The sequence below is a fragment of the Streptomyces sp. TM32 genome, from assembly GCF_004122755.1.
GTDB classification, from domain to species: domain Bacteria; phylum Actinomycetota; class Actinomycetes; order Streptomycetales; family Streptomycetaceae; genus Streptomyces; species Streptomyces sioyaensis.
The window spans coordinates 1-21,547 of record NZ_SDIG01000114.1; the positions used below are offsets into that span (position 1 = coordinate 1).

Sequence of the window (21,547 nt, forward strand, 5' to 3'; positions counted from 1 at the left end):
GGTGGGGGCCGGCGGCGCCGCACACCGTCGTCGTCGGCAAGGCTCCGTGCTTCGTCCACCCCGTCCACCCGTCCACGACGCCCCCTCCGCGCTCGTCGCCGGACGCCCCTTTCCGTACCCCGCCCCGGCTCTCAGCCCAGCCCGGAAGCCGGAACTGCTCTGCGGGCGCAGGCTGTTGGCTCCGAGGCGCCGCTGGCTGCGCGGGAGCCCCCGAGACGGGCTCGGGGGCTCGCATGCCTGGCGTATGCGTGTCCGGACGGGGTGTCAGTCGGCGGTGGAGCCGGGCCGCGGGACGGACGCCTGGCGTGCGCGGGGCCTGCTCTGGGTGAGCGCGGCGCCGGCCAGCACGATGAGGGCGCCGACCGGGGTGTTCCAGCTCAGCCGCTCGTGCAGGAGCAGCACTCCGGCCGCGGTGGCGATCAGGGGGACGAAGTAGGTGACCATCTGCGCGGTGGTGGGGCCGACCTCGGCGACCAGCCCGTACTGGAGGAGGAAGGCGACGCCGGTCCCCAGCGCGCCGAGTGCGAAGACGGCGAGCAGCGGGACGAGGGGGACACCTGCCGGTGCGGTCGTGAAGAGGGGTGTTGCGATGGCCAGTTGGGCGGATGCGAGCAGCAACTGGGCGCTGGACATGGAGAGGTGGGAGTGCCGGCCGCCCGCCAGGGTGCGGCGGACGTAGATCCAGCCGACGGGGTAGCAGAGCGAGGCGCCCAGAGCCATCGCGGTGCCCGTCAGATCGGTGCCGGCGAAGCCCTGCCAGGCGCCGAGCACGGTGAGCACGCCCAGGAACCCGATGCCCAGACCCGCGACCCGGCGCCGGGTGGGGCGGTCCTCGGAGAGTGCGACCACCGACAGCGCCATGCCCCACAGCGGGGAGGTGGCATTGCAGATCCCGGCCAGCGTGGAGGGGATGGTCAGTTCGGAGTAGGCGAAGAGGGAGAACGGCAGCACGTTCAGGAAGAGCGCGGCGACGGCGAGATGCCCCCAGGTGCGCACGGAGCGGGGGAGCCGCTCGCGCTTGATCGCGAGCATGGTCAGCAGCACCAGCGCACCGAACACCACCCGGCCCAGAGTGACCTGTAGTGGAGCGAAGCCCTGGGTGCCCACCTTGATGAAGAGGAAGCTGAAGCCCCAGATCAGGGAGAGGACGGCGAAGCGGAACTGCCAGCCGCGGGCACGGTCGACGGGCTTCGCGGGCGCCACGGACGCGGCCACGGCGACGGTCTGGCCGGCAGCAGGTTCGGCGGATGGGGGCTGGGAGGTCGAGGCATGGGCGGAGGCGGTGGACGCGCCGGCGGTGGTGCTCATGGCATCCACGATGCGGGGTGCAACTTCGTAGCACAAGCGAGATTTCTTGCCGAGTATCGCTTAGCATTACTTATATGTTGAACCTTGATCGCCTCCGGACGCTGAGTGCCGTCGCCCGCCATGGGTCGGTGAGTGCGGCTGCCGATGGACTGCATGTGACGACCTCGGCCGTCTCGCAGCAGATCGCCAAGCTGGAGCGGGAGACCGGTCAGCAGTTGCTGGCGAAGAACGGACGCGGGGTGCGGCTGACCGACGCCGGGCGGCTGCTCGCGGATCATGCCACCCGGATTCTGTCCCAAGTCGAGCTCGCTCAGGCCGAGTTGGAGGCGCATCGCGGGCAGGCGGTGGGTGAGCTGCGGCTGGGTGCCTTTCCCACCGCCGCACGGGGACTCTTCCCGGCCGCGCTCGTCACGCTCGCCGCCGAGCACCCCCAGCTGCGCGCGCGGCTGACGGAGATGGAGCCGGATGAATCGGTGCGCGGGGTGGTGCGCGGCGATATCGATCTGGCGGTCGTGCTGGACTGGTACAACCGCCCGCTGTCCCTGCCCGAGGGGCTGGCCAAGGCGCCGCTGCTGGACGATCCGGCCGATGTGGCCATGCCGTCCACCCATCCGCTGGCCCGGCGGCAGTCCGTGGAGCTGGAGGAATTCGCGGACGATGAGTGGATCTCCTGGCCGCAGGGGGAGTTCTGCCACGACTGGCTGATGTTCACGCTGCGCAGCAAGGGGATGGAACCGCGGATCGCGCACATGGCCGAGGAGCATCACACCCAGCTCGCCCTGATCGCGGCCGGGCTGGGGATCGCGGTGGCGCCGCGGCTCGGCCGCGGGCCGGTGCCGGAGGGGGTGAGTGTGGTGCCCGTACCCCATACGATGCGCCGCCATGTCTACGCCATCTGGCGTGAGGACGCCGACCGCAGGCCCTCGATCCGGGCGGCGGTGGAAGCGCTCCGTGCGGCCGGAACGAGCGTGGAGGCCGGCTGAGGCGGGCCTGGCCGGCCGCCTCACCCCCGTCAGGCCGGTGGGGCGATCCCGCGGATGATGCCGAGGTCGAGCAGATCCTGCGGGCGGATGCGGAGTTGGTCGGCGGTGTCATGGAGCTGCGCCGGGTCGCGCTTGAGGATGGCCACGGCAAGCTCCGGGGCGATCACGGAGAAGTAGCTGTCCGGTGTGGCCCAGAGTCGGTCCGGCGCGGCCAGCGCCAGCGCGCCGCCCGAACCGCCTTCCCCGATGAGCAGGGACGTGACGGGCACCCGGGCGGTGGCAAGCGCCGCGAAGGTGTCGGCGATGGCCGCTCCGGCCCCGGCGCGTTCGGCCGCCGCGTCATTGGCGGCCCCCGGGGTGTCGATGAGCGTGAGGACCGGTATGCCGAGCCGGTCGGCGAGCCGGACGAGGCGGGCGGCGCTGCGGAAGCCGGCCGGGCGGGTGGCCGTGCCGCACTGGGCGGCGAAGGCGATCGTGCGCCCGTCACGACGGCCGAAGCCGCACCGCATCCCGGGGTCGACACCGCCACAGCGGTCGCCGCTGAGCTCCTCCCGGTCGTCGAAGTAGGCCCGCAGATAGGCTTCGGCGCGCGGTCGCCGCGGCTCGCGGGCACGGGCCACCGCGCCCCAGCCGGTCTCCGGCAGCCCCGGCACGCCGAGTGCGTACGGCAAGGGGGCCGGCTCCATGGTGGGGCTGCCCAACTCTCCTGGCGCACAGAGAAGTTGAAGCCAGTGCCGGAGCGTGGCGCGCAGCCGGTCGGGCGGGACGACGGCGTCGATATGGCCGGATGCCAGCTGCCCCTCGGCGGAGTAGGCGTACGGGTCGGCGTCCGCGGGGCGGACCCGGGAGCCCGCGAAGCCGACCTGTGCTCCGGGGAGCGCGAGGACGACATCGGCGGCCGCGCCGAGGGTGGCCCAGCCGCCGCCTGTCGTCGGATCGCGCAGCACGGCGATCTGCGGCAGGCCGGCGGCGCGGGTGTGCGCCGACTGGGCGGCCACCCGCTGGAGTTGGGTCAGCGCGCGCATCCCTTCCTGCATCCGGCTGCCGCCCGTGGCGATCAGCGAAACGACCGGCAGGCCGCGCTCGCGCGCCAGGCGGTAGGCGGCCTCCAGCCGGTCGCCGGTGCGCTCGCCCAGGGAGCCGCCCAGATAGCGGAACTCGAAGGAGAGCACGACCGTTTCCGTGTCGCCCATCGTGGCCAGGGCGGTGACCACCGACTCGTGCTCACCGGTCCGGGCGTGGGCGCGGGCCCGCATGTCGTCGTAGCCGGGCCAGCCGAGCGGGCCGTCCGGCGCGGAGGGCGCCGCGGCCGGCGCGCCGGCTCCCTCGGACACGGTCAGCTCGGTGTACGTATCCGAGACCGCGGCAATGGCCTGGCGTGCCGTCAGTCGTGCGCACGGCATCGTCTCGGCGGCAGGGCCGGCTCGGCCCCCGGCCTCGCCGCGCCCTTCGTCACGCACGGAGTTCACGCTTCAGCACCTTGCCCATGTCATTGCGCGGCAGGGCGTCCAGGAAGTGCACGGTGCGTGGCCGTTTGTGCGGCGCCAGCTGACGGGCGACGTGATCCGCGAGTTCCTGGCCGGACGGCACCGGGCCCGCGTCCGGGCCGGTCCGCGCCACGATCCAGGCGACGATCCGCTCGCCGAGGTCCTCGTCCGGGGCGCCGGTGACGGCGGCCTCGGCGACCCCGGGGTGCGTCAGGAGCGCATTCTCGATCTCACCCGCGCCGATCTTGTAGCCGCCGCTCTTGATCAGGTCGGTGGCCTTGCGGCCCACGATGCGGTAGTTCCCCGCTGCGTCGCGGGTCGCCATGTCGCCCGTACGGAACCATCCGCCGTCGAAGGCGGCGGCGGTGGCATCGGGGCGGTTGAGGTACTCGACGAAGAGGTTCGGGCCGCGGACCTGGATCTCGCCGACCGTCTCCGCGTCGCCCCCCTCGATGGCCTGGCCCGCCTCGTCGACGAGCCGGACGTAGACCCCCGGCAGGGGCACCCCGACCGTGCCCACGGCATCCGGGCCGTCCGCCCGCACGCTGGTGTTCATGAGGGTCTCCGTCATGCCGTAGCGCTCGATCACCCGCCGACCGCAGGCGGCCGCGATCCGCTCGTGATCGGTCTGCGGCAGCGCGGCCGAGCCGGAGACCAGCAGCCGGGCCCGGGAGAGTGCCTTGGCCAGGACGGCATCCTGGCCGGCCTCCGCGGCCAGGCGGTGGTACATCGTCGGGACGCCGAACAGCATCGTCCCGTCCGCGGACAGCTCCCGGGCCACCGCCTCGGTGCTGAAGCGCCCCAGGTGGTGGACGCTGCCGCCGCGGCGCAGCGGGCCGAGGATGCCGAGGATCAGGCCGTGGACATGGAAGAGGGGCAGGGCGTGGACCAGGACGTCGTCGGCGGTCCACTGCCAGGCGTCCTCCAGGGCGTCCAGGGTGTGCGCGAGGGCGCGCCGGGGGAGGACGACGCCCTTGGGCGGCCCGGTCGTGCCGGAGGTGTAGACGATCAAGGCCGGCGCCTCGTCGCCCGGTTCGGCCGGCAGCGGGGCCGGTCCGGCCCCCTCGGGAGGCTCCGCGGCCTCGATGTCGACACGGGGGAGCGCGGCGAGCGGCCCCGGCAGATCGGCGCCCGGCTCGGCCAGGACGAGGGTCGGCGCGCTGTCCGCCACGATGTGCGCCAGCTCGCTCTCGCCGATCTTCGGATTGACCGGTACCGCGGCCACCCCCGCGAGCAGCGCGGCCACCGCGCCGATCGAGGTCTCCAGCGTCGGCGTCGCCCAGAGGGCGATACGGCTCTCGCCGGCGATCCGCTCGGCGAGCGCGCCCGCCACCGATGCCAACTGCTGATAGCTCAGAGCGCGGTCGCCGAAGCGCAGCGCCGGGGCGGGCGACGCATCGCGCAGCGCGGGGAAGAACACGTTCACCGGATCTCCTTCGTCCTCGTCGGCGCCCGGCCCGGCACGGCCGGACCGTCCGCTTCCGCACCCCTGCCGGCGCGGAACGGGCTGACCGGGACCACTCTCGCAGAGACCACTGACATTGCGATCTCCTGACCGAGATCAACTTCAGCCGGCCGGGCGCGCACCCGCGGCGATGACCTGCATTCCGGCGGTGACGGGGCATGGCATGGCGAGTACGGAGAGGTGATCGTGTCGTCCGTCCAGCGGCGACGGCGCGGTGTCCGTGTCGTCCGTTCACGCGGCTACGGCACGGTGATCGTGTCGTCCGGCTACGCGGCTACGGCACGGTGAGCACGCTGCCCGTCCATGCGGTCACGGCACGGTGAGCACGTCATCCGTTCACGCGGCTACGGCGCGCAAGCACCTGGCGTTGCCCGCCCTCAGGCCCGGGGAGCAGCCGCCCGCGGCGCTCACGCTTCACCCCGGGATCTTGCGGAAGTCCCATGACGCGACGGACCGGGGCGTCAGGCGCAGCCACGCATGCCGGCCGTCGTGCGGTACCCGGGACATTCCGAAGTACTTCTCGGCGAAGAGCCGCTCAGGGGCGTCGAGTTCAGGGCAGGGCTCGCCGGTGCGCGGGGCCTCACCGACGAAGTCCACCCGGCCGGTCAGCTCGGCGCCGCGCAGCTCGGCGTACTCGTGCCCGTCGTCGACGACCACCGCGATCCGCGGGTCGTTGCGCAGCTGTGCCCACCGCTTGCTGCGAGTGATCGAATACAGCCACAGCGCCGCACCGTCCCAGACGAACCACAGCGCGCCGACGTGCGGTGCGCCGTCGCCGCCGACGGTCGCGACCCGGCAGGTGCGCTGCGTCCCGAGGAACGCATCGAGCTCGCCGCGTGTCATCATGATCCGGCGCCCGCGCCGCTGTGTGCCGGCCATCCGTCCCCGCCCTCCGCCGTGTGGCAGCCCCACCACGGGCGCCGCCCCGCTCACCCGACACTCGTCCGTACTCGTCGACATCCATGAACTGACTGTGCGTCAGATAGCATGCGGGCTCTTCCTGGCGTACGCAATGGCCGCTACTCTCACCCGCCGTGAACGGGCCCGGCAGGGAATCAGACGCCAGAGGGGGATGCGATGCCTTCGCACGTCACGCGGCTCGGCGCGCCACTGGACCCGGACTCGACGGTGCTGATGACCGTCGAGTGCCAGCGCGGTGTGGTCGGCCCGGACAGCGCCTTGCCCGAACTGGCCGAGGTGGCCCGCAGATCGGGGGCGCTGGCCAACGTCGCGCGGCTGGTGGCAGCCGCCCATGACGCCGGCGTCCAGGTGCTGCACGCGATCGCCGAGCGCCGTCCCGACGGCCGTGGTGCCAGCCACAACGCCCGCCTCTTCAGGGCGGCCGAGCGGCTGCCCGTCCAGCAGCTCGCCGGGTCCACGGCGGTACGTGTCGCCGATCCGATTCCCGTGACCGGAGACGACCTGGTCGTGCGTCGACTGCACGGCCTCTCGCCGATCGCCGGCACCGAGGTGGACGCGCTGCTGCGCAACCTCGGGTGCCGCACGCTCGTCGTCACCGGGGTATCGGCGAACGTGGCGGTCCCCAACGCCGTGTTCGACGCGGTCAACCTGGGCTACACGGCCGTGGTGCCCGCGGACGCCATTGCGGGGGTGCCCGCCGAGTACACCCCCGCGATGGTCCGCAACACCCTCGCCCTGGTCGCCACCGTCACCACCACGGAGGAGGTCCTGACCAGCTGGCGAGGACCGCGCCGGGGCCCCCACTTGGTTGCGCGCTCCACAAAAGGGCCGGATTCGCCCAGTGGTTGAGGATTCTGCCGTGCCGGTTGTTCAAGTATGCCGAGCGGATCGAGGGACTGGCATCCGTTGGCGACCACAGGAGATCACTTGCTGGGGGCGTCATGGTGAATGACGCCGATCTGCGGTATCTGCGCCGCTGTGTGGAACTGGCGACCGAGGCCCTGGAGTCGGGCGACGAGCCGTTCGGCTCCGTGCTCGTCTCCGCGGACGGGACCGTCCTTGCCGAGGACCACAACCGGGTGGCTTCAGGCGACCGCACCCGCCATCCGGAGTTCGAGCTGGCGCGCTGGGCCGCGGCGAACATGACCCCTGAGGAGCGAGCGGCGGCGACCGTCTTCACCTCCGGTGAGCACTGCCCGATGTGCGCCGCCGCGCACGGCTGGGTCGGGCTGGGGCGCATCGTGTATGCGAGTTCTTCCGAGCAACTGGCTTCCTGGCTCGCCGAGTTGGCGATGCCTGCACCTCCCGTGCGGACCCTGCCGATCCAGGTGATCGTCCCTGACCTCGTAGTGGAGGGCCCGATTCCCGGCCTCGCGGAACAGGTTCGCGACCTGCATCGCCGCTTTCACCGCGCACCCTGAGCCCAACAGTACGCTTCGGGCCCGGAAAGAGCTCCACGGTCCGCCTCAAGTGCGCCCGCCGCATCGCCGCGTTTACGGGCTTCCGCAGGCCCTTCTCCTGGCACCGCGCCCCCATACACCCACAAGTTGCCACTTCGCAGTCGTTGGCCTGCTGTTCGCTCGGCCGGTGTTCACACAGAGTTGGTATCCACTCGCTTCGATGGGGCGGGCTACAGCACCATCCCCGACGATCCACGTCTATGCGAGGAGCTTCCATGGCCCCCGATCCGATCATCCCGACGTCCGAGTCCGAACTCGGCGACAGACCCGAGACGTCGACCGGCACGACACGCCGTAGGTTCCTCCAGGGCACGGGGGGCGTCGCGGGGGCGCTGGTGCTCGGCGCGACCGCCGGGGCGGGCGGCGCGTACGCTGCTCCGCAGCCCGGGTACGTCTTGCCGAAGGGCTTCCAGGGCACCATGTCCGACCTGAAGCACGTCGTGATCCTGATGCAGGAGAACCGGTCCTTCGACCACTACTTCGGCACGTTCCCCGGCGTACGCGGCTTCAACGACAAGCAGGCGCTGCGGTTCCAGGACGGCACCACCGTCTTCCAGCAGAAGGACCGCAACGGCAACGTCGTCACCCCGAAGGCCGACGACGGCACCTGGGGCAACGACCACGGAGCCTGGGGCGACGTCGACCATCGCAAGTGGGATCTGTGGGTGCAGCACAACGGCGCCAGCTGCATGAACTACCACAGCGACGCCTACATGGGCTTCTACCATTCGGTCGCCGCCCAATACACCATCGCCGACCAGAACTTCTGCTCCGAGTTCGGGCCGACCGACCCCAACCGAAAGTACCTGTGGAGCGGTACCGCCAACAGCGAGACGGGCAACACCGATGAGTCCAACTACTCCCGCCCCTGGATCACGGTGGCCGAGCAGCTCCAGCAGGCCGGCATCGACTGGCGGCTCTACTCCGACAACAGCGGCAACGGGCGACAGGGCTACCTCAGCACCTGGGTCGGCGACTACGGCGACAACGAGCTGAAGTACTTCAAGGGGTTCGACCCGGAGGGGCTGAGCGCCGACGACCCCAAGCTGCGGCCCGGCACCGGGCTGATCTGGCGCGGCAACGCCACGTACTACTCCGGCATGACCTCGCCGAACGACGACTCCGACGAGAACCTCGACGCGGTCCTCAAAAACCTCCGTGACGCCTGCCGGCCGGGCGCGGAACACCCGCTGCCGGCAGTCTCCTGGATCGTGGCGCCGTACGGCTGGTCCGAGCACCCGGACGCGGACTCCCTGCACGGCGAGCGCTACGTCAAGAAGACGCTCGACATCCTCCAAAGCAACCCCGATATCTGGAACCACACCCTCTTCATCCTCAACTACGACGAGAACGACGGGAAGTTCGACCACGTGCTGCCGCCATGGCCCGAGCCGGGCACGGCGCGCGAGTACACCGGCGACTACCCGCTCGGCTTCGGTCCGCGGGTGCCGATGCTGCTGGTCTCGCCGTGGACCCGCGGCGGGTACGTCGCCTCGGAAGTGTTCGACCACACCTCGACGATCAAGTTCCTGGAGGTCTGGGCGACCCACCTCGGCAAGCCGTTCCGTTGCCCCAACATCAGCGACTGGCGGCGCTCGATCGCGGGCGACCTGACCAGCGCGCTCGACTTCGCCCACCCGCAACCGGGGCCCGCCACCTTCCCGGACCCGCGCGCCGAGCAGCCGGTGTCCATCGCCGCCACCCACATGAAAGCGCGCCCGCTGAGCTTCCATCCGCACGCGACGATCTCGGAGGACCGCGCGTCGGGGAAGGTCACCGCCAGGATGACCCTGACCGGCGGCCCGAAGGACAAAGCCCTGAGCTTCCAGGTATTCCCCGACAAGTACCAGGCGTTCTCCAGCACGCCGTTCACTGTCACCGCGCGCAAGCCGCGCGAGTACACCTGGGACGCCAAGGCCCACGACGGCAAGTACGCGTTCTCGATCTACTCCCACGACGGCTTCGTGCGCTCCTTCGCCGGCCAGGTCGCGCCCGCGGGAAAGACGGAGGGCGGCCTCCCGCGCGTCGAAGTCGACCTGCTGAAGGGCGAGCGCACCACGCACGGTGCTCAGGTCGAGCTCACGCTGCACAACGACGGCACCAGGCCGGTGAACTACACGCTCACCGCTCACGACTACCTCGGCGGTACCCGGAAGGTCACGGTGGCCCACGGCGAGACGAAGGTCGTCATGTGGCCGACCCGGCAGGGCTACTACGACGTGGTCGTCACCGTCGACACCGACACGACCTGGACGCAGCGCTACGCCGGCCGGATCGCCACAACCGGAACCGCCTGATCGGCCAGGACATCCGTGGCGACGGCGGCCGCCGTGGCCGCAGTCGCCACGGTGCATCGGCTCGGACACGTTCAAGCGCCCACGGGGGCGGGGCGGATGTTCCACCGCTGACGTGGTCCGCGCGATCAGTGACGAGGCGGAAGCGATCCTGGACTCACGGCCTCGCTCGCTACTCGGCCGACCGGCGACCTGCTCGGCGTGGCAGTCGGCCCCCGATCGCTTGTGGGACGAAGGAGAGCGGGCCTGATTCTCCCGGATTCTCCCCAGCGGCTTGAGCGGCGCCCATGACACCCGCCCGCCGGGGCGGGAGCCCGGCGGGCGGCTGGGCGGCCGTGCCGTCAGCCGAGGGTGACCGACCCGCCCTTGACGTCCACCTTGGCGGGGGCCAGTGCTTTGGTGGCGGGGCCCTTCTTCACGCTGCCGTCGTTGATGTCGAACTTGCTGCCGTGGCACATGCAGTTGATGGTGCCGCCGGAGACCTCGCCGACGACGCAGCCCGCGTGGGTGCAGATGGCGGAGAACGCCTTGATCTCGCCGTCCTGCGGCTGGGTGACGACCACCTTCTCGGCCTTGAAGATCTTGCCGCCGCCCTTGGGGATCTCCGAGGTCTTGGCGAGGGTGCTGCCGCTCTCGGCGCCGCTGCCGCTGCCCCCGCCGCTCGCCCCCGAGGACGACTGCTCGCCGGCCGCGCTCTTGGAGTCGCCGCTGCCCGCGTCCATCTTGCTGCCGCCGCAGGCTGCGAGCGCCGCCGTCAGTCCGGCCGCGCCGACCGCCGCGACGACGGCCCGCCGTCCCGCCCCGCGCTCCGCCGCCGGGCCGGCCTCCTCCGCCGCCTGGCCGGCCTCCTGCCTCGTCGGGCCGGTCTCCTGCGTCGCCGTCATCGCTGCGGTCTCCGTCCGCTCCGACGCTGCCTGTCGAGCCATGGTGTGCCTCCGGTTCTTGGTGGTGCCTTCGGTGCGCGCTCTGCTCCATGGGCGTTGCACAGGGTCCATACGGAGGGTCGGCCCGGGGTGTTCAACGCGGATGCGTTCCTTTTGCCGAGGTACGAAGGTTCAGCTCGCTGAGGTACCAAGGCCCAGCGCGTCGCGCAGGAAGTCCCGCTGGAAGAACAGCAGCTGCTCGTTGACCGCGTCATCGGCCGGCAGGTGGGTGGCGCCGGGGAGCGGCAGCACGCTGTGCGGCTTGCCCGCCGCGAGCAGCTCCGCCGAGAAGCGCAGGGTGTGCGCGGCGGCCACGTTGTCGTCCGCGAGCCCGTGGATCAGCAGCAGCGGGCGGCTCAGCAGATGGCCGTGGCCGGTCAGGGAGCAGCGCGCATAATTCTCCGGCTGCTCATGGGGGTGGCCCAGGAACCGCTCCTTCCAGTGGGTGTCGTACATCCGCATGTCGGTGGGCGGCGCGCCGGCGACGGCCGCATGGAAGACCTCGGGGTGGTGCAGCACCGCGCCCGCGGCCAGGAACCCGCCGAAGGACCAGCCGCGGATCGCCACCCGCGCCAGGTCGAGGTCACCGCAGCGCGCCGCAGCCGCCCGCAGCGCGTCGATCTGGTCCTCCAGGGCGGGCGTGAGCTGGTCGCCGTGGATGGTCTTCTCCCAGGCCGGGCCCCGGTTCGGTGTCCCGCGGCCGTCGACGACCAGCACCGCGAACCCCTGCTCGGCGAACCACTGGGACACACAGGTGAACCATCCGCGGGCGCGTCCCACCAGCTGCATTCCCGGCCCCCCGTACGGGTCGAGCAGCACCGGCAGTTTCCCCGTACCTTCCTCGTGCCATGACGGCAGGAAGAGCGCGCTGCGCAACTGCCGTTCGCCGAGGGTGAGATGGCGGGGGCGCGGGGTGACCGACGGCTCCTCGGCGAGTGAGCGGATGACCTGGTACGGCGCATCCTGGTCCGTCCCCGTCCCCGTCCCCGTCCCGGTGCCGGCCGTCGGCTCCCTGAGGACGCGGGCTTCGTCGCCCCGTGGCGTCCCCCCGGCCAGGACGACCGTGCCACCACGCCCCACGCCGGTGAACCGGCCGGGCCCGCGGCTCAGCCGCCGGTTGCCGCGGCCCGGTTCATGGCGCCACACGTGGGTCTCCAGCGGGTCCTCGCTCGCCGTGAACAGCACCTGCTCGCCCTCGACCCCGAGGACCTCGCACAGCTGCAGCCCCCTGGGGGTGACCCGCCGGCCGCCGACGGTCAGATACCGGGTGTCGCCGTCGTCCTCGGGGAGCACCAGGGCACCCGACGACGTACGGGCGGGGGTGCCGTGGACGATCTCCACCCACGCGGGATCGGTCCGCTCGTGCAGCAACTCGGTGGCGCCGGTCGCCGGATCGACCCTGAGCGTCCGCAGTATGTGCTGGTCACGGCTCTGTACGGTGAGGAACGGGCCCTGTGCGTCCCAGCCGGCGGCGACGAGGTACTCATAGGCCCTGCGGTCCCACCGCACGTCGATCCGCCCGCCCTCCAGGGAGTGGAGCTGAACGGTGACCTCCGCATTGGGGGTGCCTGCCGCCGGGTAGGGAACCGCCCGCGGTGGCTTCGTCGGGTCGGCCGGATCCGATGTGTAACGCCGTTCCACGGGGGCGGTGTCGACCCGGGCCACCAGGAGGTGGCGACTGTCCGGCGCCCACCAGTAGCCGCGCATCCGGTGCATGGACTCCGCGGCGACATATTCGGCGAGCCCGTAGGAGACGTCCGGGCCCTCGGCGCGGGCCAGCTGCCGGTCGGCACCGGACAGATCCACGACGTGCAGGCAGCGACGGCTCACATAGGCGACGTGCCGGCCGTCGGGGGAGGGGCGGGGGTCGACCACCGGCCCCGCCGCGGGGACGGAGAACGGCGCGCCACCGTCGGTACGCACCGCCCACAGGGCCCCGGACAGGGCGAACGCGACCAGGCGGGCCGCGTCGTCGGTCGCGTACGACACCACGCCCACCGAGCGCTCCCGGGCGCGCTCCCGGCGCAGCCGCTCCTCCTCGGGGACCTCCCCGGAACCGTTCCCCACCAGGAGCGCCGGATCGGCCAGCAGCTGTTCCTTGCCGTCCTCGTACTGCCACAGCCGGCCCACGGGGTCGGTGCCCGAGCCCGTACGGACGAAGAGCACCCGGGAGCCGTCGGGGGAGACGGTGAACTGCCGGGGCACTCCGAGGGAGAAGCGACGGGTGCGGGCGAACTGGCGGGGAAACGCAGCGGAGTTCACGGTGTGCTCGACGTTCCGGGCACTGCTGTCCAAGGTGCTGTCCTCCGGGGGTGCGGGCGACCCGGACGGTGCCGGTCCGGGGATGACGATCTCTGAAGAGAAACTAGGCACATCGAAGACGTCTGCGGAAGACCCGCCCACGACGGGCGGCGTCGCGACGTGCTGCTTCGCGACGTCCGGCCGCCGCGACGGACAGCGGGATCGGTGCCGGGGTCCCGGAGGGCCATTCCTGCCGGCCTGTGCTTTACCGACCATTGCCCGCAGCGGAATCCGGAATCCGGCATCGGGCGTTCGACATCCGACACCCGGAATCGGACTTCGGGCTTCGGGCATCCGGCGTCGCGTCTCGCCGAAATCCGGGAAAGTGTTCTGCTGCAAAGGAAGCCGGACCGACTCGTGCGCCGGCGTTCCGTTTTGTCGATGCCCGGCCGCCCATGCCTCGTTTTCCCCGCCAGACGTGCTGGTATTGCCCTGCGCGCTGCCTTTGCCCAATACGCTGGCAATGCCCTGTGCGTGGCCGTCGTTACCGTATCCCTTTGCAGTGGGAACGGTGGCGCGCCGCACAGAACGCAGCAGGGAGGACAGAGAGATAGGGAGGATAGCGAGGGCGAGGATGACCCAAAGTCATTGCGGGGTCACATTGCGAAGTTGTTGCCCGTGCCGTATCGCGTCATGAAATGGTTCGTCTGCCGGACCGGACGGAACTGCCCTACAATCTCCGGACACCTCCGCCGGCCGTCTGGTTATTCCCGTGACCCTTGAGAAAAGCTCCGCACCGTTCACCGAAACCACGGAGAAGTCACCTTCCCATTCCGTGGTTTCGGGGGAGGCGTCCGCGCCGAACGGCCTGCGGAGCCGGGTGCGGACCCTGTGCCGGATGCGCCCGTGGTACACCGTCGTCCTCGACGTGGTGATCGCACTGGGCTGTGCCCTGCTGGATCCCCAGATACGGGAAGGCTTCGCGCCGGGGGAGATCTACAGTCCGCTGTCGCCGTCCCTGTCCGGCTGGCTGACGGCAGCGGCGGGCCTGCTCCTGCTGTTCCGGCGCCGCTTTCCGGTGGCGGTGGCCGCAGCGGTCACCTGCGGACTGCTGCTGGGAACCGGGTCCGTCCTGACGGTCTCCGTCGCGTACTACTCGCTCGCCCGTCATACCCGGCAGATCCGCACCGTGGGCATCGCCGCGTCCGTCGGGCTGGTCACCGTCCTCGCCATCGCCCTGGTCCACCTTCAGCGTCTCGCCCCCCGCCACGGGATGGGGGCGTCGTACCAGGTGGTGATGCTGATCGTGGTGCTGCTGGCCGCCGTCATCCTGCCGGTGCTCGCCGGACTCCGTTCCCTGAGCCGGCACCCGGGCTGGTGGGAGAACCGGCGGGCGATGCTCTTCGACGTCTGCCTGGTGCTGCTGTTCCCCCTGGCCAACCCACCGGCGGTCTTCACCTCGAATGCGGTCAACCACGACACGCTGCTGTTGCCGGTGCCGGTGTTCGCCGCTCTGGTGCCGCTGGCGGGCCTGACCCTCGTCCTGCGGCGCCGCTACCCCGCGGGGGTGGCGCTGGCCGCGATCGCGCTGCTGCCGCTGGTCCTGCCGGCGCTCAGCACGCTGCCGGTCGCTCTGTACACGGTGGCCAAATACGGGCGCTCCCGCCGCCAATTGCTGATGATCTCCGGGGCGGCCGCGGCCGTGCTCCTCGGCTGGGCGTACTCCACGAACCTGCGGGTGGTCACCCCGCTGGTGATGGTCCTGCTGGTGTCCATGGTCGTGGTGCCGGTGCTGCTCGGCATGTACCGGGGCGCCAAGCAGAGCCTGCTGGTGAACCTGCGGGAACGGGCCGAGCGCCTGGAACGCGAGCAGCACCTCAAGGAAGCGCAGGCCCGCATGCAGGAACGGGCCCGGATCGCCCGCGAGATGCACGATGTGGTCTCGCACCGGGTGAGCCTGATGGTGGTGCACGCCGGCGCGCTGGAAGCCGGGGCCGGCGGGGACAACGAGGTCGCCCGGAAGACGGGCGCACTGATCGGCCAGATGGGCCGCCAGGCCCTCAACGAACTGCGCGACGTACTGAACGTGCTGCGGATGGACGGCGCGGACGACCAGCACCCGGCACCGTCGCTGCCGACGCTCGACGACGTCACCACCCTGGTCGAGGAGTCGCGCAGCACCGGGACCCCGATCGGCCTCGACATCAACGGCGACCCCCGTACGCTGCCCGCCGACCTCAGCGGCGCCCTGTACCGCCTCGTCCAGGAGGGCCTGACCAACGCCGCCAAGCACGCCTCCGGGGCCCCGGTCCGCGTCGAGGTGCGCTACCTCACCGACGCAGTGCGGGTACGGGTCGAGAACGACGCCCCGCACGGCCCGTCCGGCACGGAACTGCCCAGCGGCGGCCGCGGACTCGTCGGCCTGGGCGAACGCGTCACTGCCCTCGGCGGAACCTTCACCTCCGGGGGCCGGCCGGACGGCGGCTTCGCCATCGAGGCCACCGTCCCGCTCGCCGGCCGCTGAGCGGGGCCCGTTCCGGCCCGCGCCCGGCACCTGTCTTCACCCTCCGGACGAGACCGTCCACCCCACACCCACCCCAGCTGGCGCGGCCGAGCCGACCGCAGCGTGCGGGGTGCGGGGTGCGACTCGGCCGTTACGTTCACCTGGCAGGACTGTCCGAATGCGCTCATTTCTTGGGGCGCAGCCGGTCCACCGTTCCTGTGACGAGGGGATGATCGGGGTCGATCGCGCCGACGATGCGGCGCCCGATCGCGGTCAGCTGGCGGACCTGTGCCCTGGTGAGTGCATCGAAGACGGAGGCGCGCACCGTCTCCACGTGTCCCGGGGCGGCCGCGGCCACCCTGTCGTAGCCCTCGTCGTTGAGGGTGGCCACGGTGTAGCGGCCATCGGTGGGATCAGGGCTGCGGTGTACCCAGCCGCGCTTCTCCAGTCGTCCGACGACCTGGGACAGCCGGGGGAGGGAGCCCTCGACGAACGCGGCCAGCTCGCTCATCCGCAGCGTTCGTTCGGGGGCCAGGGACAGCCCGGCCATCACCTGGTACTCGAAGTGGCTCACACCGGCGTCGCGCTGGAGCTGCGAGTCCAGCGCCGCGGGCAGCCGCATCAGCACACTGACCAGCGCGATCCATGCCTGATCTTCTTCGTCGTCCAGCCAGCGAGGTTCCTGCGGGTTCTCCATGTTCGCGAGTATAACTTCACGCGTTAAGTGATCAACGCTCGGCGTCACTTGCATATTTAAGTAATCGCGCTCTAGTCTTCAGTTAAACATTTAAGTCATCGAAGGGTGCTGAGTAGCATGAACACGGTGTTGTGGGGCCTCGCGAGCGTGCTCGCTGTGGCGTTCCTTGCGGCCGGGGCAATGAAGCTGTCCCAGCCGAAGGAGAAGCTGGTGGCCTCGGGTATGGGCTGGGCCGGGGACATGAGTGCCGGGACGGTGAAGCTGATCGGGGCCATGGAGGTACTGGCCGCGGTCGGGCTCACCGTGCCGGCGTTGTCCGGCGTCGCGCCGGTGGTGGTGCCGCTGGCCGCGCTCGGTCTCGTGCTGGTCATGGTCGGGGGCGTGGTGGTGCATGCCCGCCGCGGCGAGACGCAGATGATCATCGTGAACGTGGCACTGCTCGCCTTCGCAGCTGTCGTGATGTGGGGCCGGTTCGGCCCGTACTCCTTCTAGCGGGCGGCTGCGGCAAGGCGCCCGCGTTCTGACCCGTGTCCGGGGCGAGCGCCGCGTCCGCACAAGCGGTCGCGGCGCACCACCGAGAGGCGAAACCCGTCCTCCCCCGGGGGCGCGCAGCCGGATCAGGATCGGCGTGCGCCCCCACTCCTACGGCGCCCAGCCGGCAAGGCCGGAGGCCGACTGCGTATTCGTCCGAAGCGCACGACTATCGTGGGCGAGCGGTCGTCACCGGTGGCGATTACCAGCGCGATTACCAATCAGCCGAATATGGCGCCCGGGATGGTCGGTTGAGCGGGCGGAGCGCTCCTGCCTCCCGTTCGCTCGGCCTACAGGAGCCATCCTGGGCCGCCACCGCCGCCAGCCCCTTCGACCAGCGGAAGTATCGGGCACTACGGTCGCGGACCACTACGACCTCGCCGCTCGACCGCACAGCAAACGGCTCTACCGGGCCGCTGTACCGTCTTGCCCGGTAGGACCGAGGTCCACTGCCACGCGAGTGGGGAAATGGCGCAGGGCAGCGCCGACGCCAAGCGTCCTCCGGGCGTCCCTGCCACCGTCGCCGATTGCGCCGCTCCGACGTGGTGTGGGCGCGGCGCCGTCCCCCGTTCCGTGATTGACCATCACGGGACGCCGACAGCGGACAGCGCCGCGGGATCTCTCGTACGCAGCCGTACACAAGGGGGAAGAACGATGGAGATGGTCTTCAGCAGTAGTGAGGTGCCGGCGCCTGACCGATTCGATGTCTGGCGTGAACACCTGGCCAAGACGATCTGTCCCATGGAAACCAGCAGCGAGCATTCGGGGGACTTTCACGGTGAGCTGCGCAGTCTCCAGCTGGGGCCGATATCGGTTGTGCCAACGAAGGCTCAGCCGGTCACGGGGCTGCAGTGCACAGCAGATGTATGTCGTCGACTTCTTGACGAGGCGTCTACGCGCCACAGCAGGCATCGGCGACCCGAGGCCGTCGTACTCGGTCCGGGGTGCGGCCTTGGTCAGGGCGAGGTGTTCGGGCTGAGCCCGTTATGATGCCCACTTTGTGCCGGAGGCCGGAATGAACCCGAATGAAGGAGCGCCACGGCCATCGACGGACTGCTCGGAAGAGAGCCGGAAGAGAGCCGGAAGAGAGGGGGAGCGGGATGCCAGGGGGAACTCCCCGGATTCTCCCCAGGGTTGATCGCGGCGCTGATCCGGGGTGCACCTGTCTGGGGTTGACCGTGGAGGGCAACGTGGATGAGTCGTGGAGTTTGGGATCATGCTGACTGAAGTTGTGGCGACCCGCTATGTCACGCCCTTGCGTGAAGGCGGATCGCTCCCGGGGATCGTCGAGGCCGACGATCTCGGTACCTACATCATGAAGTCGTCTACCTAACTGCTTTGACCTGGGGTGATGCGGCCATCCCTGTCTCTGACCTGCGGAGATGGGTCTTTCAGTGGCTTTCAGGTTCGTGCCGTATTACGCAGTCGATTCTCCCCGCACGCTCCCCAGGGCCGCCCAAACTCCCCAGCTTCTCCCCAGGGGAGTCACGTACAGCGAGATGAGGGTGCCTCCGGATGCGAGATCATATGCGGCGCCGTGAGCTACGTCGCGTGACTGATGTTGGACAGGAAGAAGGCCACCAGCAGGTTCTTCGTCTGCTGGTGGTACAGCGTTCACGGTGGTGCTGAATTGCAGCAACAGGTGAAAATGCCCGATGTGAAGCCGAGTTGGCTCGGCCCGAAACCGGCGTGGCCTTCCACCGCACCCTCCTTCATCGCTTTTCCGGCGGTGAATTCCCCGTCGACGCCGTCCTGTTCGCGCGTATCGACCGCACGTTGGACCAGCTGGAGGAGGCCGCCGAGGAGCGCGATGCCGCCGCGCGACGGGTGATCGCCACTCTGGAGCCGATCGAGGCCGCTGCCCGATCGGCACCGGTTGTCGGCGGAAGACCGATTGCGACTGCCGACCAGGCGGCGCTGCTCGCCATCGCCGGCTCGTCCCGCGCACGGAGGAGCTCGCGAACGTCCTGGAGGCCGCGGCCCAGGCTGCTGGATACGACGGAACACTTGGCCGGCAGCTATCTCGACGAGCCCCTCATGCAATGCCGTACCTGACGGCACTCGGATGTCGGGTGGCGTGCATACGGGCTGCGTCTACCTGAACAGTGAAAACGTCTTTAGGTGACGCCTGGTCCCGGCGGGGTCGATGATGCTGCTTGACCGCTGATTTCCGTTGTAGCCGGCACCCTACTGGCGCGGCCGAAGGGGAGCGCCCGGGGCATCGACGTTCCTCGGGCGGTCTCCCTGCTGCGGTACAAGCGGCTGCGCCTCGCAAGGGGTTCCTGGCCCGGCTCACCGCGCGGGAGATCGACCTGGATGCCTCGGCGGTGGTCTTCGCCGACGGGCAGCCGGCCCCACCTGGCGACGGGGTACCCGAGCGGCCCGTAGGCGGGGCCGGACGGGCCCCTGGTGTCTGGTCTCGGTCCGCACAGACGGTGAAAGAAGAACAGAGCCTCGTTGGGAGGTGAGCGCGGTGATGTACTGGGATGGTGGCGGCGGCTGGGCCTGGATGGCTTTCCTGCCCCTGCTGGGGATCGCGCTGATCGGCTTCGTAGTGTGGGCGGTGATCCGCCTGACGCAAGGTGCGTCCGGCGGTCCTCGGGGCGGCAACCGAGACTGGGAGGGCCGCGGGCACCGCGAGACCCCCGAGGAGATCCTCGACCGCCGCTTCGCCTCCGGCGAGATCGACGCGGACGCTCACAACGAGGCACGCAAACACCTCGCCACTCACCGCCCGGCGATCAGGCCGTAGGGCCGCTGGTTGGCAGCGGGCCGCCGAGCTGGCCGACGCCGCGGAGCGGGCCGCCCGCCGGATCGAGGAGGACTATCAGCGCCCAGCCGGCTGGGCGACCTTGACCAAGGACGCGGCAGCGGCAGGTGACCGGCAGCGCGCCATCGGACTGCTGCGCGAGCTCAGGGCGCTGGTCGACGGCCCGGAGGCCACACCCGGATCGGGGCTGGGGCGAGACGATCTGGCCGAGGCGCTGGCCGCCATCGGCGAACATGATGAAGCCCTGAAGGTAGCCCGCGCCATCACCGAGTACGGACAGCGGGTGACGACCCTGGCCGCTGTGGCGCAGACAGTGGCCCGCAGCGGAGACCCGGCTCTGGCCCGGCGCGCGGCTGCCGAGGCGGAGGTCGCCGCCCGCGAGTTCACCGGCCTCTTGACAAGACCTCCGATGGGGGCGGTAGTCGAGGCGCTGACCGCCAACCGGAGCCGCGGACCGTGCGGCCGTGCTCGCGACCGAGACCCTCCAAGTACTCCTCGGCGGCACGGACGACCGCGAGGTCATTCACATCGGGGGCGATCTCGCCGATCTCGCTGGCGCCGTCGCCCGGGCGGGGGACCACAGTAGCGCCGAGGCACTGGCTCGGGCCAACCCCGAACCGGGAGCCGGGGCACGGGCCTTGACGGCGGTCGCCGCGGCGGTCGTACGCTCGGGTGACCACCGGCACGGGCTCGAACTGGCGACGGAGGCCCAGCAGATGGCCCGGGCGGTCCGATCCCCGGTGCACCAGCAGGTGGAACTCGCGGCCCTGGCCGGCCTGGTGGCACGATCGGGCGACCTCGAGTGGGCCCTGGCGATCGCCGGGACGGTGCACGACCCCGCCCGCGACGTGGTCGCCCGGACCGCAGTGGCCCGAGCGGCAGCCGAAGCGGGGGACTACGACATTGCCGAAGCCACCGCCCACAGCATCGGCAGCAAGAGTGCCCGCGACACCGCACTCGCCGTCGTGGTCGAGGCCGCCGCCCGAGCCGGCGACACGGTGCGGGCCGTCGAGATCAACCACACCATCGAGACCGACAATCGTTCCCGGGCAGTCGCCTTCGGCGCGCTCGCCGGCGCGGCGGAGGCCGCTGGCGACTACGACGGCGCGGCAACCGTGATGGACCCGAACGTCGAGCGCATCGCTGAAGCGGGCGATCAGGCGGACGAGTCGATTGTGCTCGCCCTGACCGAGGCGGTCGCCCGCACCGGCGGGATCGAGCACTCCGAGCGTGTCGCCCGTATGATCGCGGACGCTGCGCCGCGAGCGCGGGCCCTGGTGGCGGTGGCCCGGGCTGCCGCCGAGCGCGGCCGGCCGAGCCGGGCAACCGCGCTCGTCGACGAGGCCGAGGCAGTGGCCCGCAGCATCGGAGGCCCCGGCGACCGCCCCCGGACCCTCGCCGAGCTCGTCGAAACGATCACCATAGCCGGGGACGGCCAGTCGGTCATCGTGGTGATCGGCGACCCCGGGACAGCCGCCCAAAGCATTGACGGAACGTCCGAGCGGACCCGCATCCAGGCGATGGTCATCGAGGCGATCGCCCGGACCGGGGACCACGAACGGGCCGCCGCAGCCGCCACCGAACTCGCGGGCGCCCTCGACGAGGCCGACTCACACGGCAACTGGGAACTGCTCGCCGCACTCGCCAGGGCAGCAGCCGAGACCGGACACCCCGAGCGCGCGGAACAACTCGTCAACAGGATCACCCACCCCGAGATCCAGGCCACCACCCTGGCCCACCTCGCCAATGCCGCCGACCCCGCAAGGGCCCGCCGCCTGATCGCGCGGGCCTTCGCCATCGATCTGTGGACGGCCGTAGGCGTGCTGCGCCGGCTGGAACCGTCCGTCCTGCTCCTGCTCGCCGAGGACCTGGCCGTCGCCGACCTGCGCCCCGCCCCGCCCGCTGAAGAGTCCTACTTCCTCGCGGAGAACATCAACTTGTGGTGAGCAACCACGGAGTGATCG

At 70.9% G+C, this 21,547-nt stretch carries 16 protein-coding genes and 1 pseudogene; 10 read left to right on the forward strand and 7 right to left on the reverse strand.

Annotated features, from left to right (window positions below; genetic code table 11):
- Nucleotides 1-264 precede the first annotated feature (264 nt).
- A complete protein-coding gene (locus EST92_RS22250) occupies nt 265-1,308 on the reverse strand; it encodes a DMT family transporter (protein WP_129282614.1) in 1,044 nt (347 codons plus the stop codon).
- A gap of 74 nt (nt 1,309-1,382) precedes the next feature.
- Here EST92_RS22250 and EST92_RS22255 point away from each other — a divergent pair, with 74 nt between their 5' ends.
- The gene (locus EST92_RS22255) at nt 1,383-2,291 is read left to right on the forward strand and encodes a LysR family transcriptional regulator (protein ID WP_129282615.1); all 909 of its coding nucleotides are present in this window, start codon (nt 1,383-1,385) and stop codon (nt 2,289-2,291) included.
- Between the two features lie 29 nt (nt 2,292-2,320).
- On the opposite strand, the gene EST92_RS22260 is transcribed toward EST92_RS22255, so the two are convergent.
- The 3 genes from EST92_RS22260 to EST92_RS22270 all read right to left on the reverse strand — a co-directional run bounded on the left by EST92_RS22260 (nt 2,321) and on the right by EST92_RS22270 (nt 6,122).
- The gene (locus EST92_RS22260) at nt 2,321-3,694 is read right to left on the reverse strand and encodes a carboxyl transferase domain-containing protein (RefSeq protein ID WP_129282627.1); all 1,374 of its coding nucleotides are present in this window, start codon (nt 3,692-3,694) and stop codon (nt 2,321-2,323) included.
- Between the two features lie 49 nt (nt 3,695-3,743).
- A complete protein-coding gene (locus tag EST92_RS22265) occupies nt 3,744-5,204 on the reverse strand; it encodes an acyl-CoA synthetase (protein WP_129282616.1) in 1,461 nt (486 codons plus the stop codon).
- Between the two features lie 453 nt (nt 5,205-5,657).
- Entirely contained in the window at nt 5,658-6,122 is a 465-nt protein-coding gene (locus EST92_RS22270; protein ID WP_129282617.1) for a pyridoxamine 5'-phosphate oxidase family protein, read from the reverse strand.
- 198 nt (nt 6,123-6,320) lie between these two features.
- Between EST92_RS22270 and EST92_RS22275 the strand changes: the two genes are divergently transcribed.
- From EST92_RS22275 to EST92_RS22285, 3 genes are all read left to right on the forward strand, one after another.
- Nucleotides 6,321-7,013: a cysteine hydrolase gene (locus tag EST92_RS22275; RefSeq protein WP_129282618.1), complete on the forward strand. Its 693-nt coding sequence runs from the start codon at nt 6,321-6,323 to the stop codon at nt 7,011-7,013.
- A 92-nt stretch (nt 7,014-7,105) separates the two neighbouring features.
- A complete protein-coding gene (locus EST92_RS22280; protein ID WP_129282619.1) occupies nt 7,106-7,585 on the forward strand; it encodes a nucleoside deaminase in 480 nt (159 codons plus the stop codon).
- 254 nt (nt 7,586-7,839) lie between these two features.
- Entirely contained in the window at nt 7,840-9,921 is a 2,082-nt protein-coding gene (locus tag EST92_RS22285) for an alkaline phosphatase family protein (protein ID WP_129282620.1), read from the forward strand.
- A 338-nt stretch (nt 9,922-10,259) separates the two neighbouring features.
- Here the strand turns inward: EST92_RS22285 and EST92_RS22290 are convergent, their stop codons facing one another.
- Entirely contained in the window at nt 10,260-10,844 is a 585-nt protein-coding gene (locus EST92_RS22290; protein WP_254068957.1) for a Rieske (2Fe-2S) protein, read from the reverse strand.
- 129 nt (nt 10,845-10,973) lie between these two features.
- Complete coding sequence (locus EST92_RS22295) at nt 10,974-13,136, reverse strand: prolyl oligopeptidase family serine peptidase (protein WP_129282621.1); 2,163 nt, start codon at nt 13,134-13,136, stop codon at nt 10,974-10,976.
- An 844-nt stretch (nt 13,137-13,980) separates the two neighbouring features.
- Between EST92_RS22295 and EST92_RS22300 the strand changes: the two genes are divergently transcribed.
- On the forward strand, nt 13,981-15,606 hold the full coding sequence (locus EST92_RS22300; protein WP_254068958.1) for a histidine kinase: 1,626 nt from the start codon (nt 13,981-13,983) through the stop codon (nt 15,604-15,606).
- Nucleotides 15,607-15,769: 163 nt separating this feature from the next.
- Here EST92_RS22300 and EST92_RS22305 read toward each other — a convergent pair whose 3' ends face one another.
- Complete coding sequence (locus EST92_RS22305; protein WP_129282623.1) at nt 15,770-16,282, reverse strand: MarR family transcriptional regulator; 513 nt, start codon at nt 16,280-16,282, stop codon at nt 15,770-15,772.
- A gap of 117 nt (nt 16,283-16,399) precedes the next feature.
- On the opposite strand from EST92_RS22305, the gene EST92_RS22310 reads away from it, so the two are divergent.
- The 5 genes and pseudogenes from EST92_RS22310 (at nt 16,400) to EST92_RS22330 (ending at nt 21,529) form a co-directional block, all read left to right on the forward strand.
- On the forward strand, nt 16,400-16,774 hold the full coding sequence (locus EST92_RS22310; RefSeq protein WP_129282624.1) for a DoxX family protein: 375 nt from the start codon (nt 16,400-16,402) through the stop codon (nt 16,772-16,774).
- 1,707 nt (nt 16,775-18,481) lie between these two features.
- The gene (locus tag EST92_RS22315) at nt 18,482-18,868 is read left to right on the forward strand and encodes a hypothetical protein (protein WP_129282625.1); all 387 of its coding nucleotides are present in this window, start codon (nt 18,482-18,484) and stop codon (nt 18,866-18,868) included.
- A 101-nt stretch (nt 18,869-18,969) separates the two neighbouring features.
- Nucleotides 18,970-19,164 (forward strand): annotated as a pseudogene (locus EST92_RS32325) (hypothetical protein); the annotation flags it as partial.
- Nucleotides 19,165-19,286: 122 nt separating this feature from the next.
- Complete coding sequence (locus tag EST92_RS22325) at nt 19,287-19,565, forward strand: SHOCT domain-containing protein (RefSeq protein ID WP_216849118.1); 279 nt, start codon at nt 19,287-19,289, stop codon at nt 19,563-19,565.
- A 482-nt stretch (nt 19,566-20,047) separates the two neighbouring features.
- Nucleotides 20,048-21,529: a hypothetical protein gene (locus EST92_RS22330; protein WP_129282626.1), complete on the forward strand. Its 1,482-nt coding sequence runs from the start codon at nt 20,048-20,050 to the stop codon at nt 21,527-21,529.
- Nucleotides 21,530-21,547 lie beyond the last annotated feature (18 nt).